The organism is Luteolibacter luteus, from assembly GCF_012913485.1.
Lineage (GTDB): Bacteria > Verrucomicrobiota > Verrucomicrobiia > Verrucomicrobiales > Akkermansiaceae > Haloferula > Haloferula lutea.
In genome coordinates, this window is the sequence record NZ_CP051774.1 from 3,837,719 (window position 1) to 3,851,718 (window position 14,000).

The 14,000-nt window shown below is 60.4% G+C and carries 13 protein-coding genes; 4 read left to right on the forward strand and 9 right to left on the reverse strand.

All coding sequences use genetic code 11. The features are described from left to right. Positions 1-66: 66 nt before the first annotated feature. The 4 genes from HHL09_RS15870 to HHL09_RS15885 all read right to left on the reverse strand — a co-directional run bounded on the left by HHL09_RS15870 (position 67) and on the right by HHL09_RS15885 (position 3,916). Entirely contained in the window at positions 67-1,815 is a 1,749-nt protein-coding gene (locus HHL09_RS15870; RefSeq protein WP_169455601.1) for a sensor histidine kinase, read from the reverse strand. Beyond that, complete coding sequence (locus HHL09_RS15875; protein WP_169455602.1) at positions 1,812-2,504, reverse strand: response regulator transcription factor; 693 nt, start codon at positions 2,502-2,504, stop codon at positions 1,812-1,814. The genes HHL09_RS15870 and HHL09_RS15875 overlap by 4 nt, the downstream gene beginning before the upstream one ends. A 34-nt stretch (positions 2,505-2,538) precedes the next feature. Continuing rightward, the gene (locus HHL09_RS15880; protein ID WP_169455603.1) at positions 2,539-2,679 is read right to left on the reverse strand and encodes a hypothetical protein; all 141 of its coding nucleotides are present in this window, start codon (positions 2,677-2,679) and stop codon (positions 2,539-2,541) included. A gap of 73 nt (positions 2,680-2,752) precedes the next feature. Further along, positions 2,753-3,916 (reverse strand): vWA domain-containing protein, encoded by a 1,164-nt coding sequence (locus HHL09_RS15885; protein ID WP_169455604.1) that lies wholly within the window; start codon positions 3,914-3,916, stop codon positions 2,753-2,755. 107 nt (positions 3,917-4,023) lie between these two features. On the opposite strand from HHL09_RS15885, the gene HHL09_RS15890 reads away from it, so the two are divergent. Continuing rightward, positions 4,024-5,319, forward strand: a complete 1,296-nt coding sequence (locus HHL09_RS15890) for an MFS transporter (RefSeq protein ID WP_169455605.1) — start codon at positions 4,024-4,026, stop codon at positions 5,317-5,319. A gap of 68 nt (positions 5,320-5,387) precedes the next feature. Next, positions 5,388-7,730, forward strand: a complete 2,343-nt coding sequence (locus tag HHL09_RS15895) for a PQQ-dependent sugar dehydrogenase (RefSeq protein WP_169455606.1) — start codon at positions 5,388-5,390, stop codon at positions 7,728-7,730. A 23-nt stretch (positions 7,731-7,753) separates the two neighbouring features. Here the strand turns inward: HHL09_RS15895 and HHL09_RS15900 are convergent, their stop codons facing one another. After that, positions 7,754-8,488 carry a magnesium transporter CorA family protein gene (locus HHL09_RS15900; protein ID WP_169455607.1) on the reverse strand — a complete coding sequence of 245 codons (735 nt, stop codon included), beginning with the start codon at positions 8,486-8,488 and terminating at the stop codon, positions 7,754-7,756. 76 nt (positions 8,489-8,564) lie between these two features. Between HHL09_RS15900 and HHL09_RS15905 the strand changes: the two genes are divergently transcribed. After that, on the forward strand, positions 8,565-9,401 hold the full coding sequence (locus HHL09_RS15905) for an alpha/beta hydrolase (RefSeq protein ID WP_169455608.1): 837 nt from the start codon (positions 8,565-8,567) through the stop codon (positions 9,399-9,401). 5 nt (positions 9,402-9,406) lie between these two features. On the opposite strand, the gene HHL09_RS15910 is transcribed toward HHL09_RS15905, so the two are convergent. Together HHL09_RS15910 and HHL09_RS15915 are read right to left on the reverse strand one after the other, a co-directional pair. Next, positions 9,407-9,760 carry a cupin domain-containing protein gene (locus HHL09_RS15910; RefSeq protein ID WP_169455609.1) on the reverse strand — a complete coding sequence of 118 codons (354 nt, stop codon included), beginning with the start codon at positions 9,758-9,760 and terminating at the stop codon, positions 9,407-9,409. 20 nt (positions 9,761-9,780) lie between these two features. Next, a complete protein-coding gene (locus HHL09_RS15915) occupies positions 9,781-10,452 on the reverse strand; it encodes a hypothetical protein (RefSeq protein ID WP_169455610.1) in 672 nt (223 codons plus the stop codon). Positions 10,453-10,652: 200 nt separating this feature from the next. Here HHL09_RS15915 and HHL09_RS15920 point away from each other — a divergent pair, with 200 nt between their 5' ends. Further along, on the forward strand, positions 10,653-11,081 hold the full coding sequence (locus HHL09_RS15920; protein ID WP_169455611.1) for a septal ring lytic transglycosylase RlpA family protein: 429 nt from the start codon (positions 10,653-10,655) through the stop codon (positions 11,079-11,081). A gap of 453 nt (positions 11,082-11,534) precedes the next feature. Here HHL09_RS15920 and HHL09_RS15925 read toward each other — a convergent pair whose 3' ends face one another. Both HHL09_RS15925 and HHL09_RS15930 read right to left on the reverse strand, forming a co-directional pair. Next, a complete protein-coding gene (locus tag HHL09_RS15925; RefSeq protein ID WP_169455612.1) occupies positions 11,535-12,170 on the reverse strand; it encodes a hypothetical protein in 636 nt (211 codons plus the stop codon). 395 nt (positions 12,171-12,565) lie between these two features. Next, positions 12,566-13,930, reverse strand: coding sequence for a sigma-54-dependent transcriptional regulator (locus HHL09_RS15930; protein ID WP_169455613.1), 1,365 nt, complete (start codon positions 13,928-13,930; stop codon positions 12,566-12,568). Between the last annotated feature and the right edge of the window lie 70 nt (positions 13,931-14,000).

Genomic DNA, 14,000 nt, shown 5'->3' on the forward strand with positions numbered 1-14,000 from the left:
TCGCGAGGTAAAACTCTCTCGTTTGCAATCGTTAGGGAATCGTGCGATTTTGCCTGTTCCTTGGTTTCAGGCTCCGGGAAGCGTGAGCGTGAAACAAGCGCCCCTCTCGCTATTCTCCAAGCGGAGGTCCCCGCCTCCGGCCTTGGCCAGGCGCCGCGACAGGGAAAGCCCCAGCCCTACGCCGGGACGGCTCTCTGCCGCCGCCGCTGCGGATTTGTGAAAAGCTCGGAAAATCCGCTTCCTGTCGGAGCGTGCCACGCCATTGCCATGATCGCGGACGCAGACCTTCACCCCTTGGCCATGGGGTTCGACCTCTAGCGCCACCTCATTAGGCTCCGATCCCGCCGCATACTTTGAAGCGTTGTCGATGAGATTGAAGAGCACGTGCTCTACCGCCGCCGGATCCGCCTGCACGGTGGCATTCCAAGCCGGATCGTCGATGTCGGCGACCAGCTTGAGATTTGCTTCACTCAGTCGACCTTGGAAACGTTCGAGCATCGGGGCGACCATCTCTCCCAGCACGTGCCTGCCCGAGCTGGCGCGTGCGCTACCACGTTCGATGCGGGAGAAAGCGAGGACGTTCTCCACCAGGTGAGAGAGGCGTTCTGCTTCGCGGCGCAGTGTGAGGAAATACTCGCCACGCTTCTCTTCCTTGATCGCCCCGCTCTCCAGCATGCCCGAGTATAGCTGAAAGGTGGTCAGTGGCGTGCGGAGCTCATGCGTCACTGCCGAGACGAAAGATGCCCGCCGTTCACTTAGGCGCATCAATCCGATCACCAGCAGCCATGCGGCGAGGATGGCAAGCACCGCCGCCCCCCAACCCGCGGCCAAGGTCAACTGGATCCCGCGGGGCAGCGGCTCGGTCGCTGCCTCACCATTTCCCGGAGAGATCTTCCACGGGAATGATGCCAGCGCGAGGCCATCTCCCGCGTCCGAAGGCAGGGCGGGAATCAAGCGGGCCGTCGGAAAAAGGTCGGCCACTTCCCGGAGCAACATCGCCTTGAAGGCTCCTTCATCGAGCCACGAACCTTGGATCGAACGCATCGTGCTGCCATTGCTTTTCGTCCACTGCAGATGCCGTAGAAGGAAGAGTTCGCTCCCGAACTGCGCAGGACGTGGCAGGCCGCCTCGCAGAAGAGTCCAACCTCCGATACTGCTGCCCGCTGCATTTGGCACGACCGAGCCATCCTCGGGCAAGCTCGTCCCGTTGCTGAGATTGACGGCTCGGTTCGTCGTCGAGTTGAAGAACTCCTGCCCTTTGTCCACGGCACCGCGCACCGCGCGAGATCGTCCGGCAAATTCCTTGGTGTTCGCCAGCTTCTGGTACTCGTTGCTCTGGCGGGTGGTTTGTACTTCTTCCTGCTTGAGCGGTTCCTCGGACTTCGGAGGGGGCACCACCGACCAGCTTGAGGGGATTTCCGGCATGCCCGCGCACAGGGCGGAGAAGGCCTTCTGCTCAGGTGGCAAGCCGAGCGCCTCGCGGAGTGTTCCCGTCTTGTCGGGGTTGTCTGCGATGAATTCGCCGTCTTCCCGTGCGTCGAAGCGCAATTTCACTTCTGCCTTCGGAGCTTCCTTTAGCACGAGATCAGGCAGGGGGCGCTGGGCCTCGTCCGCGATCCATGCCGCCGCAGCAGAGTCGACCCGCCATAATGCGAGACGGATACGCTCTTGCTCGTCCGCCTTCGCTTCCATGCGGGCACGCTCGCGCTGCGTGTCGACCACGCCACGGGTGAGCGCCGCCATCGCGCCGAGGATGAGCACGGCGCAGAGCGCCAGAAGAGCGTGGGCCAGGCAGTTGGATTTTCCGCGCCTCATGTTCCGCTGTGAAATCTCCATCCTCTTCCCCGGACCGTCACGAGCATTTCCTGATCGCGGTCGCGGAGCTTTGTCCGCAGGTGCATGATATGCATGTCGAGCGTCCGGGTCTCCGTGCGGGAGGGATCGAGTCCCCATACATGCCGGAGAATCTCATCCCGTGATACCACGCGTCCGGCGGCGTCCAGCAGGTAGCGGAGCAGGCCGATCTCGCGTTCAGAAAGTAGATTGTCCGAGCCATCGTCGAAGTCGACCTTCCCGGAAATCAGATCCACCTTCCCGCCGCGCAGTTGCCGCTCCTCGGCGGGGGCGGTCCGTTCGCAGGTGCGCCGCAGGACTGCTTCCACCCGAGCCAACAGCTCGCGAACGCTGAAAGGCTTCATCACGTAATCGTCTGCTCCCAAGCTCAAGCCCCGGACACGGTCGTTTTCTTCTCCGCGGGCGGAAAGGATGATCACCGCTTGCCCCGGACGCTGCTTCTTTAGTTCCGTGAGAATGGAGAAGCCATCGCGTCCCGGGAGCACCAGGTCCAATAGCAGCAGCCGGTAGTTCGCCCGCAGCGCGAGGTCCAGGCCGTTCATCCCGTCGCCCGCTTCCAAAGTACGGTAACCGCCGTACTCCAACGCGTCCACCACCCCCCGCCGGATGGCGGAGTCGTCTTCGATCACGAGGATGGTTTGTTCGGGCATGGAATGAACGGTATAAGAATAAGCGGAAGCGCCGTCAGGGGGCAAGCAGGTCCTCAGGCTCCGCTTTTTCCAGACTGGTCCAGCGGGAGAACCCCTCCACCCATCCGCCGGCAAGAACCCCCGCCGCCATCAGAGCGAGGCCGATGACAACGAGGATGGTGGAGGCAAGCTTCATGACGGTGGTCCCTTCTTAGCCCCGGAAACAGGCTGGCGTTTGTAAAACGTTGGTAAAATTCGCGGACGGGGACTCAAGGGGTCTGGAAGGAATAGCCCCGCACAGCGGCTTGGTTCCGGGCCGTATCCACGATCGCCTGATCCAGCGTGACGACGCCGGTGGCAGCGGCTTGTCGCTTCATTTCCTCCACCACGAAGGCTTCCCGCTGGTGGGTCAGTTCCTGGATCTTCTTTTGCAGCCCGGCTCGCTCCGCGGTCATCTTCGCAAGATGGGCTTCGCGTTCCGCGGGGCTCATCGCTTTCATCGCGTCCGGAAGTTGGTCCGCCGGCACATCCTCCAGCTTCATCCTGCCATCCTTGCACGCGTCTACCAAGTCCCAGCTTCCATTGTAGTAATTGCTGCTCGCCTTGGTTGCTGCCCGTCCGACGGCGGCGCCTTGGCGCGCATTCGCAGTGGCATCCCGATCCGCCTCGACCTGCTTGGCCATCCCCTCCCGGCAGAGCGCCCCATAGCCGAGATAGGTTTTGTTGATCTCGATGCTCAGGGAGGAAATCTCCTTATCCTGCGGGGCGTCCACGTGGGCCACCGCCTTGTCCTGATCGATGATGAGATATTTCCCCTCTGCCAAGGCGGCACCATCGTGCCAAGCGCCGGCAATACCGGCTTCGCGACTGCCGCAATGAATCGTGTTCACCACGATGCCCTTTGACATCGCATCGCGGCAGGCTTGCCGCGCGTCCACCGGGCCTTGGAGGAAGGGCTCGTTGCCGGCGATGAAGATCGCCTTGTAGGTTTTGGGGGAAGAGTCCCACGAAAGGTCTGCCAGTGCGCGCTGGATAACAGCGCCGCAATACTCGTCGCCGCCGTTGGTGCGGAAGGCGAAGAGCTCCTTGCTCACTTCATCGAGATCGCGTGTCAGTGGTTCGACGAGGCGGATCCAGTTGTTGGCGATGTTCAGGCCATTATTGCCGTATTCATAGAGGGCGACCTCCACAAAGGGCGTTTGACCGTCGCGCTTTGCTTCCGCAAATGTATTCACGACTTTCCAGAGCTGCGTCTTCGCTTGGTCGATGAGCCCGTCCATGCTGTTCGAGGTGTCAAGCAGCAGCGCGATCTGGACCTTGTTCTGAGGCTTGTCGTTGGGCAGGGGTGAATCCTGGGGTTCCTTGGCCAAGGCGGCAGGCATGAGCAGGGAGGCGACGAGGAACGAAGAGAGAAAAGGAATGTTCGTTTTCATGACATCCCTTCAGTAGCCCGGCGCCGCAGCCCTGTCCGTCAAGGCCACGTAAATTGAGCGGGAGATTTCCCTTTGCGCCGGGGCGGGGGATGGCGCACAGCTAGCGCGTGTCCTCCGTCCTCCGCCGCACCGGTGCCTTCGCCTATCGTAACCCGCGGCTCTATGTGTATTTCACGGTGCTCTACAATGCCCGTGCCTACTATCCGGTGCTGGCGATTTTCTTTACAGACCTCGGTCTGACCTTGGATCGCTTCGTGTTCCTGAACCTGATGTGGGCGCTGGCGATCTTTCTCTTGGAAGTGCCATCGGGAGCGCTGGCGGATACGCTCGGCCGGAAGAAGCTGCTCGTCTTCTCCTCCCTGATCATGGTGGTGGAGATGGCGATCCTCTTGCTCGCCCCGAAGGATGGCGGGAATCTTCTCTTCGCGCTTTGCATCCTCAACCGCTTGCTCTCGGGCACTTCCGAGGCGGCGGCGAGTGGCGCGGACGAATCGATCGCCTACGATGCCCTGCCGGAAGAAGGACGCGCCCAAGCATGGGATGATGTCCTCTCTGCGGCGATGAAATGGCGGTCCGCGGGCTTCTTCATCACGATGGCTCTCGGCGGTCTGCTCTACGACTTCACATGGGCCCAGAAGCTCGGAGTGAGCGTTCCCGTGGAAATATCACACCGCTTGCCGATCGCGGTGGTCCTCGTTCAGGCGATTGCCTGTGTGGCGATCACCCTGCGCCTTGAAGAAACACCCCATGCCTCCGGAGAAGCGAAGGCGCGCTGTGCCTCCGCTTTCCGTCTCACTCTGCGCACCGCGAAGAAGGCCTTCACGACCCGCAGCATTGCCATGGTGATTGTAGGCGGGCTGCTCATCGATTCCGTAGCCCGGAACTTCGCCACCATGACCAGCGAATACTACCGGCTCATCCATTATCCGGAGTGGTCCTTCGGCTTGATCGGTGCCGTGGGAGGCTTCGTAGGGTTCTTCGTCCCTGCGATCGCCCGCTGGCTGAACGCGCGGTTCTCCGCGCTGGGTGTTCTCGGGATCTCCGCAGTGCTGGCGATTGCCTGCCTGTCGCTCATCGCTCCCGCTTGGCCTTGGGTGGGCCTGCTGCCGGTGATGCTGCTCATGACCCTGCTCGGTCTGGTCGGCTTCACGGTGGGCCGGCACCTGCATGCTTCGGCGGAATCTTCCGAGCGCGCCACCATGCTGAGCGTCCGTGGCCTTGCCTTCAATTTGGGCTACGGCACCTTTTCGCTCGGCTTTTCCCTGCTGCTCGCCCGCATGCGCGAGACGGTGGGAGACGACGCCTTCCGCTCTGCGTTGCTCTGGCAACTGCCGGTCGTAGCGGCGCTGATCGCCGGTTTCTTTCTCTGGGCCTGGTCAGGAAAGGGGAGGCGATCCGTCTGATCCGCCACGATCAAAGGGTGGCTTTTTCGTGAAAGCTTGGCGAAGGTGCTACTGTGCTCCTTCCCGTCATGAAAATGCGCATCCTTACGGCCTTTCTCCTTTCTGCCGGCCCGCTGCTCGCCGCTTTTCCCGCCCTCCAGCTCAAGCCAGTCGCTGTCGGGCAGTTCTTTTCACCGACCACCGTCGCCCACGCGGGTGATGGCTCGGGCCGTCTTTTCATCACCGATCAACGGGGCAAGATTCACGTGCTTCAGGATGGAGTGGTGCTGCCGGTTCCCTTTCTTGATCTCTCCGCAAGGCTGGTGCCCGAGCTGAGTTTCGATGAACGCGGGCTGCTCGGCCTCGCCTTTCATCCGGACTACGAGGTGGAGGGCGCGGCGGGTAAGGGAAAGTTCTACGTCTTTTACAGCGCTCCGGCGATAGATACGGTTCCCGCGCCGATCAACTGCCGCAGCGTCATCGCCGAGTACCGGGTTTCCGCCGCGAATCCCAATGTCGCCGATCCGACCAGTGAGCGAGTGCTGCTGACTTTCAACAAACCGCAGTTCAACCACAACGGCGGGCAGCTCGCCTTCGGCCCTTCGGATAAGATGCTCTACATCGCCACCGGGGATGGCGGCGGCTCCAATGACAACCAGGCAGGTCACACTGGCAATGGAACGGCGGCCGTGCTGGGAAACTCACAAGACCTCACCAAGCTTCTTGGCAAGGTCTTGCGCATCGATCCCCTCGGTACCAACGGCCCCGGAGGCCAGTATGGTATTCCTTCCGACAATCCCTTCGTCCTTTCCGATGTCCCGTCGCTTGATGAGCGAAAGGAGATCTACGCGTATGGCCTGCGGAACCCGTGGCGCTTCTCCTTTGATCGGGGTGGCGATCATCGGCTCTTCCTCGCGGACGTCGGGCAGGCGAACTTCGAAGAGATCAATTTGATCGTGCCTGGCGGGAACTACGGTTGGCGTCGCTTTGAAGGCTTCGCGGACGTGTTTCCGACCACTCCGTCTACCGGTCCCCATATCGAACCGATCGCAGCGTACGCCCACCCGTCTACCGCGGATCCCGGCGGCCTCCTAAAGATCGGATTGAGCGTTACCGGTGGATACGTTTATCGCGGAAGCGAAATCCCTGCGCTTCAGGGCAAATATGTCTTCGGCGATTGGTCGACGTCCTTCAGCGTTCCGGGAGGCACCTTGCTTGGTTTGGAAGAAACCGCTCCGGGATCATTTGCGCTTTCGAAGTTGGATGTAACCGGTGGCAATCCGATCGGGCGCTTCATTCCCACGTTCGGCGAAGATGAGGCAGGCGAACTCTATGTCGCCACGCGGACGATGGATGGGCCGTCCGAGCCGGAACCCGGCGGTCTTCCTTCGGGACAACTCTACAAGATCGTGGCCACTGCGACGGAGCAGACGGCGAACCTCGTGGCAGATCGCGACAATGCAATCTTCTCTGATTTCCCGGGAAACTCCAGTGGAGCCGGTGATCTCTACGCAGGGCAGATCGCCAACAGCCCGGCCTACCGTCGTGCGCTCATCCATTTCAATCTGTCGTCCATCCCTGCGGGTGCGGATGTCACCTCGGCAGAGGTCACGCTACAGGTGACCAAGGTAGGTCCCAGCACCGGTGGCGATTTCACTTTCGGGCTTCACCGGTTGACCGCGGATTGGGGAGAAGGGACGAGCGTGAGCCTCGGCCAAGGAGCACCTGCCGACGAAGGTGAAGCGACTTGGGAAGACGCGAAGTTCAATCAGTTGTCATGGGACACTCCAGGTGGTGACTTCGTCGCCGGAGACTCCGCGAGCAGGGTGGTGAGCAATCTGGGTACCTATACTTGGAGCGCTGCCGGCCTCGCCGCCGATGTGCAGTCTTGGGTAGACCAACCCGCCTCCAATTTCGGCTGGATTTTGCGGGGGGACGAAACGACGGCTTCTGCGAAAGTTTTCGGTGCCAGGCATACCGCGGCGCCACCCCGGCTTACGGTGAAGTACTTGCCGGGTTCGGCGCAGACGCACCGCGAAATCTGGGAAAGCCAGTACTACCTGCCGGGCCAATATATCGATCCGGATGGAGATGCGGATTCCGACCAAATCAAGGAACTGCTTGAGTATGCTTGGGACCTCAATCCGCAGACAGTCCAGAAGCTGGAGGATTACTTCGGTGTGGAAATCGCCTCGCTTCCGCCTCGGTGGTTTTCCGCCGCGATCCGCGCGCGACCGATCTCGAGTATCATCTGGAAACGTCCGCCGACCTCACGATCTGGACTCCTGTGGTCAGCTCCGTCGCGGGTAATCCTCCGACTGGTTCCGCTTTCGTTTCCGAGACGACGGATTCCGCCAACACTGCCACGCGACGGGTCACGGCCAGTGTCCCTATCGACCATCAGGGCGATTCAAAGTTCTTCATCCGCCTGAGCGTGCGCAGACCCTGAACAATATCACTTCCTGCCCATCGGTAGGCCACGAATGATCAGCCCGGCGAGGATGCCGACTCCGATGACGGCCCAGAAGCCGGGCATCCGGATTACTTCCGCGGGCGGACTCATCCCGAAGATCGCGACGAGGGTGGCCAAGGGGAAGAAAAACGCAGCGAGTCGGTTCAGCTTCCTGGCCTCGATGGCGGCGTCGTGTGCGAAGCGGGACTGCTCTTCGGTGTTCTCGGCGAGGGAGAATTCCATTCCTGCCTTCGCATCCTCCGCTACCAGTTCGATCGCGCGCTCGAGTTCCACCGCGCGGTCTCGGAAGTTGATCAGTCGCCGTTCTTCCGGGCGGGCTTCACGGGCTTGCTGCATCACCGCCTGCATGTTGCGGGTGGCACGCAGGAGTGGTGTTACATGCTTCATCACGTCGAAGTACTGGCGCGGTGTATTGGCCAACTCCACCGCTTCGTCCTGCGAGTGGATGTTCTTGTGATAGGTTTCGATGTGCGCATCCAGCGCTGCGAGTCCGCCGCCTTCCGGATAGCTTTTCCATTCACCGCCCGGCTGGTTCCAGAAGAGGGCCGGTTTGCGGATTTCCTGATCTTCGGGCTCGGGGGCTTGGTGGAGGATCAGGAGCAGGTGACCTTCCTCGTCCATCAGGCGTTGGCGGCCGGCAGCATCACCTAGCCGTTTGCGGATCGATTCGGGGAGATCCCAGGATTTCGGGAGGAACGTGGGTCGTTTTGTTTCCACGCGTTCGGTCTAACCAAGGTGCATGTCCCAAGCAAGCGCGCGACCTGTGGGAGATTCAGGTGTTTTTCCAATCGGAATGAAGGCGTTCTTTCTGCTAATAGCATCGGTCACGCTCGCGAGTGCCGCTCCGGTGGTGCAACGCGACCTCCCGTATGCGGGAAAACAAAGCAATCCGCTGCAAGCGCTCGATCTCTATCTTCCTGCGGAGAAGAGCCCCAAGCCACGACCCATCTTCATCCTGATCCATGGTGGCGGCTGGTCTGCAGGGGACAAGGCGAACTCCCACTTTGTCGATCCCAAGACCTCATGGCTTGTCGATGGCGGCTATCTGGTTGCCTCGATCAACTACCGGCTCGCACCGGCGGTGAAACATCCGGGGCAGGTGGAAGATGTCTGCAGGGCGATCGCATGGATGCAGAAGCATGCTGCGAAATACGGCGGCGATCCGGAGCGCATTTATCTGCTGGGGCATTCCGCTGGCGCGCAGTTGGCTGCCCTTGCCGCGGTGGATGCGCCACGTCTGGAAGCCGCAGGTGTGGCCCCGAAGTCGATCCGGGGCGTCGTGTTGTTAGATGGGGCTGGTTACGACATTCCTCTCCAATACGCACCGATGCGTGAAGGCTCCCTGATGGAGAAGATGTACCGGCATGCTTTTACCGATGATCCGGAGAAGCAACGGGACGCCTCGCCAGTTCATCGCATCACGGACGATCCTCCGCCTTTCCTCATCCTTTTCGTAGCGCGCAGGCCTGATTCAAAACGTCAGTCCCATTTGCTGGCAGAGGCTCTCATCGCCAAAGGCGGCAAGGCCAAGGTTCTTCCCGTGGACAAGACTCACGGCACCATCAATGCCGACTGCGGTAAGCCGGACGATCCGGTGACAAAAGCAATTAACGCCTTTCTCAGGCGCTAGTCGGATCACTCGAAATAGGTATCTTCATGCCGGTAAGGCGGCGCACAGCAGCACAGGAAGCGCAGCGTTTCCCTCGCCGTGATCTGATGCCAGGCGCCGGCCGGAATCAGGATGGCGTCTCCAGGGCCGACACTCTTGGACTCTCCATCGATCTCCATGGTGCCATTGCCTTCGAGGATGAAATAGAACTCCTCGCTCTGCTGATGCCAGTGCCGTTGGGTAGAGCCACCCGCAGGGACGCTGGCTTCAGCCAAGCTCTGCTTCTCCACTGGGGCATTCGAAAGATCGAGAATGCTCCGGATCGTCGAGCCGTCCTTGGTGGTGAAAGGTTGCTGGGCCTCGAGCGCGCGGATTTCCATGCCCCCTCGCTAGCGGATACTCAGTCGCCGAGAAATACGAATTCCTCCGCGAGCTTGTTCAGTGACTGCCGGGCGGTCGGCAGAACCAAAGCTAGATCTCCAAAAAGCCGGCGCGGCGCGTCTTGCGGTGCGCAGCGGTTGTCCGCGGCATCCCGGTAGGCCCGGCGGGCGAAGTCTTCGTAGAATTCCACTCCGGGTGCCCCGCGGCGCTGGCAGCGGCGGGTGATAAAGCCCGGAAACAGCCCTGTAAGGACTAGGAACTGATTTCCGGCCTCCAGCTGCAGGTGAAAGCGCATCCTGCCGTGAGCGGATTCGAGGATCGCCACGAAATCCGCCGCATGGGTAAGTCCGGCCGGCAGGCTGCGCAGAGGGTCACCCGTGTCGCTGGCCAGTCGCTGGACCATCACCCCTGCCACGTAGTCCGCCAGCCCCGGATCGGTGATATCCACCTCCAGGAAGGTATGGCGCACCAGTACGTAGAAGTAAAAGGCGGGGGAAACGCTCAGCGCCGATGTGGAATCGATCAGCGCCCGGAGGACTTCCTTGAGGTCCAACATTTCCCGCAGCGCCTCGGGATCTTCCCACAGCGTCCACAGGTGCTTCCTCTCGCCAGCGGGCGAAAGCACGGAACTCAGGAAGGAGAAATCGGCCGGGGTGAAGCGGTCGCAACAGGAGGGGAGCCAGCTACTCATCCTGTCCCCCCAGATAGCAGATTCGGGCCCGAAATGGCGATAAAAAATTTAAGGCATCCTAATAACATCCTCGGAAATCCCCTGTTTTTAAGCAGAAACCTCTTGACAGAAAACTGCCGATTGGGCTTGCCGCCTGCTTCTTTCGTCCGTACACCCCTCGGCTCCGCGCCGTGCGTGGGGAAAACGACCGACAGTAAACCATGACCCGGACCCTAAAATCCGTGGCCCTGGCCATAGCCGGAGCCCTTATACTGCCATCCTGTGCCACGCAGGCGACCGCTTCCAACCGGTTGTCCGTGGGCCAGACTGAGTGGGAAGTCTCTTCCGTACAGCACGGGAAAGCTTCCTGGTATGGCATCAATTGCAATGGCGGGACCCGTACCGCCAGCGGAGAGCGCCTCACCAATGGTGGCGCAACCGCAGCTCACAAGACCCTGCCCATGGGAACCCAAGTTCGTGTGACGAACCTGGCCAACGGCAAGTCCGAAGTGGTGCGCATCAACGACCGTGGTCCCTACACCAAGGGCCGGGTCATCGATGTCACCCAAGGAGTCGCTGAACGGCTGGGATTCCGCGCACGCGGCATCGTTTCCGTGAAGGTGGAGGTCCTCAAGAAAACCGAGGAGTAGTTCTCTCCCGGTTCGTTACCCTCCTAAGTAAAACGCCCTCTTCCGGCTTACGGGGGAGGGCGTTTTATCGTTTGAAAAGGTTCCAATACAACTCCCGACGGGGGAACCTCGTAGCGAGATCGCACGCCCGGCGGGAAGTTGTATTGGATAAGCGGGGTTTCTCAGGCCCCAATGTTCTCCCCCCAGAGAACAGCATTATAGTGGCATTGTTCATGCCAACTTTCTTCATGTGGAGGCTGTCATTTCGTTATGAGCGAGTTGTAGCCGGAAGATGGCATAATGCATTGGAAAAGTCTGAGGTAAATCCTGCAAAACCTTCAAGATTTCCTGAATTTAATGCAGGCATTTTCATGCAATTCCCTGCAGCCCTTACGCAAGGCCCAGCTTTTCTGGAGCATGAAAAAGCCGCTGATCCTGAGGCGGATCGGCGGCTCGAAAGGGACCTAGCGAAACTCAGGCGGAGGCCTTCAAAATCGCGCTGGCAACGAAATGCGGAATGCAGAGCAAGATGGTGGTGATCAGAAGGTTGCGGAATCCGCCTTTCACTTGAAGCGCTGGTTTCCCCCGCGCTCCGAAATAGAGCGAAGCCAAGTTCATCAGGAAGAGAACGATGTAGGCGGCCAGCACCCAGCTGGCTTCGATCGAGTGGATGAAATGGTGGGTGATCTGTCCTGCCATGAGGCCGCTGAATGCGACTGCGCCAGTAGAAATGCTTACCTCCGGCAAGTAGAGGCGGAACATATCGACGATGGAATGGATCGCCCAAGGATCGCGCGTGGTGCCGTAAACGTCCTGCTGCAAGGGTACGAAACGCGGAAGGTGGTTGAAGCGTGGCCCGTGGTCGAGCTGCGGCCGGCTGTCGGCCATGAAACTGTCGTCAAAGGGATCGTCGTCCCCGTTCAGGGATTTGGCGGTTAGCCGGGGAGCCGGAGTCGGCATGGCAATCATCTTCGATTCCTTGGGCGCAGGAGCCGAAACTCTTGTCGCTGCGGGAATACCATAGTCCTCCTCGACGACCGTGAGGGTCGAGGCTGGAAGTCCGGGAGTTGGGAGCGGACCAGGCGTGGGGAAGGGGTGGATCCTTTGCATGGGAGAGAGGGGTGTGACGTCCTTGAAGGGAAGCTCTCCCCAAGCCACCTCCCCGCCGGGGGAGCCTCCAGAGAGACAGCACGCCCGGCGGGTTGGTTGTATTGGATAGCGGAGCCTTTCGACTCCAAGTTCTCCCCCCAGAGAACAAGAAGCTTTGGCATCCGCCATGCCAACAATACTGACATTCCGTGAATCGCTTACGTTCAAGGGAATGGAGCGGAATTGCACCTTTCTCTGCAGAGTTTGCAGACCCTTAATAATGCAAGTATTTCAGGAACCGCTGAAATTCATGCAGGCTTACCTACGCAAATTTGCGCATGCCTGCTGGCGATGAGCCGCTTCAAAATCGGCTTATAGGGGCGCTTTTTGACACAAGCCCAAGGCCTTGCGGGCCTTCATTTGAGACCGTGGCGCTCTAGCAAATTGTATACGGAGCGCTCCGAAATACCCAGTTCCCGGGCCGTTTTGGCCTTGTTCTTCCCGCTGCGATGATAGGTCTGGATGAACACGTCCCGCTCCATTTCCTGAAGCGTTAGAGGTCGGCCGGATGAGCCCAAGGGACCATCGCGGCGGGTCTCTAGCAGGGGTGCGAGATCTTTTTCTCCGAGCGCGGTGCCGTCCGTGAAGGCGGTCGCTCTCTCAAGGACGTTTTCGAGCTGGCGGACATTTCCCGGCCAATCGAAGGCGAGCAGCGCCGCACCGGCAGCCTCAGAAAGCTGCCAGCCTTCAACGCCGCGGCGTTGGGCAATCCGTTTCAAGATATCCCCGGCCAAGCCTTCGATGTCCTCCTTGCGCTCGCGCAACGGCGGAATATGGAGCTCTATGATATTCAGCCGGTAGTAAAGATCCTCGCGGAAGCCGCCAGCATTCACGCGGGCCCTCAGGTCCACGTTCGTTGCTGCGATCACCCGCGTGTCCGTTTTCAGAAGCTTGTTTCCTCCGACCCGGAAGAATTCCCGGTCTTGCAGGACGTTCAGCAGTTTCGGTTGCAGCTCGGCCGGGAGGTCCCCGATCTCATCAAGGAAAAGCGTGCCCTTGGAGGCCTGTTCGAAGCGGCCGGCCCGGGAGGAAGTCGCTCCCGTGAAAGAGCCGCGTTCGTGTCCGAAGAGTTCGGATTCCAGCAATTCCCTCGGCAGGGCCGGGCAGCTGACCGTGATGAAATCTTCAGTAGAGCGCGGGCTCAGGCGGTGGATTTCCCGGGCGAAATAGGTCTTTCCCGTGCCGCTCTCCCCGGTCAGCAGGATGGTGCTGTTCAGCGCGGCCGCTTTTTCGAGACGTCGCAGCAGCTCGCGCACCTTGGGGCTGGCGCTGGTGAGCGCCTTCGTCGCCTTCACACTGCTGCCGGGAAGCGTCGATGTCGCTGCTGGGGCGGGAATCTCTTTTCGCTCCCGGCGAATTTCCCTGAGGATATCGAATAATCTCTTCAGCTCGAAGGGTTTTGTGAGGTAATCGGCGGCACCTGCCCGCAGCGCCTTCACCGCCGTCTCCGCATCGTTGAGACCTGTCAGCATGATCACCGGCAGGTCAGGGAAGCGATCCCGGATGCGCGATAGAACCTCCATCCCCTCCACGTCTGGAAGACCATGGTCGAGAACCACCGCCTCGATCGCCTCGTCCAGCAGTTCGAGCGCGTGATTGCCGGTTCCGGCCGCGACCGGCCGCCAGCCATGATCCTTGGCCGCGAACTCCAACAACCGCTGGATCGTGGAGTCGTCATCCACGATGAGCAGGTTTGGGGCATCGGAGGGGTAGCGGGCCATCAGCGCTGGTGAAATTCAACTCTCTTGTGAAGGTGTCCAGTGTGAACGTTCACGTGAATACGTAATGTTA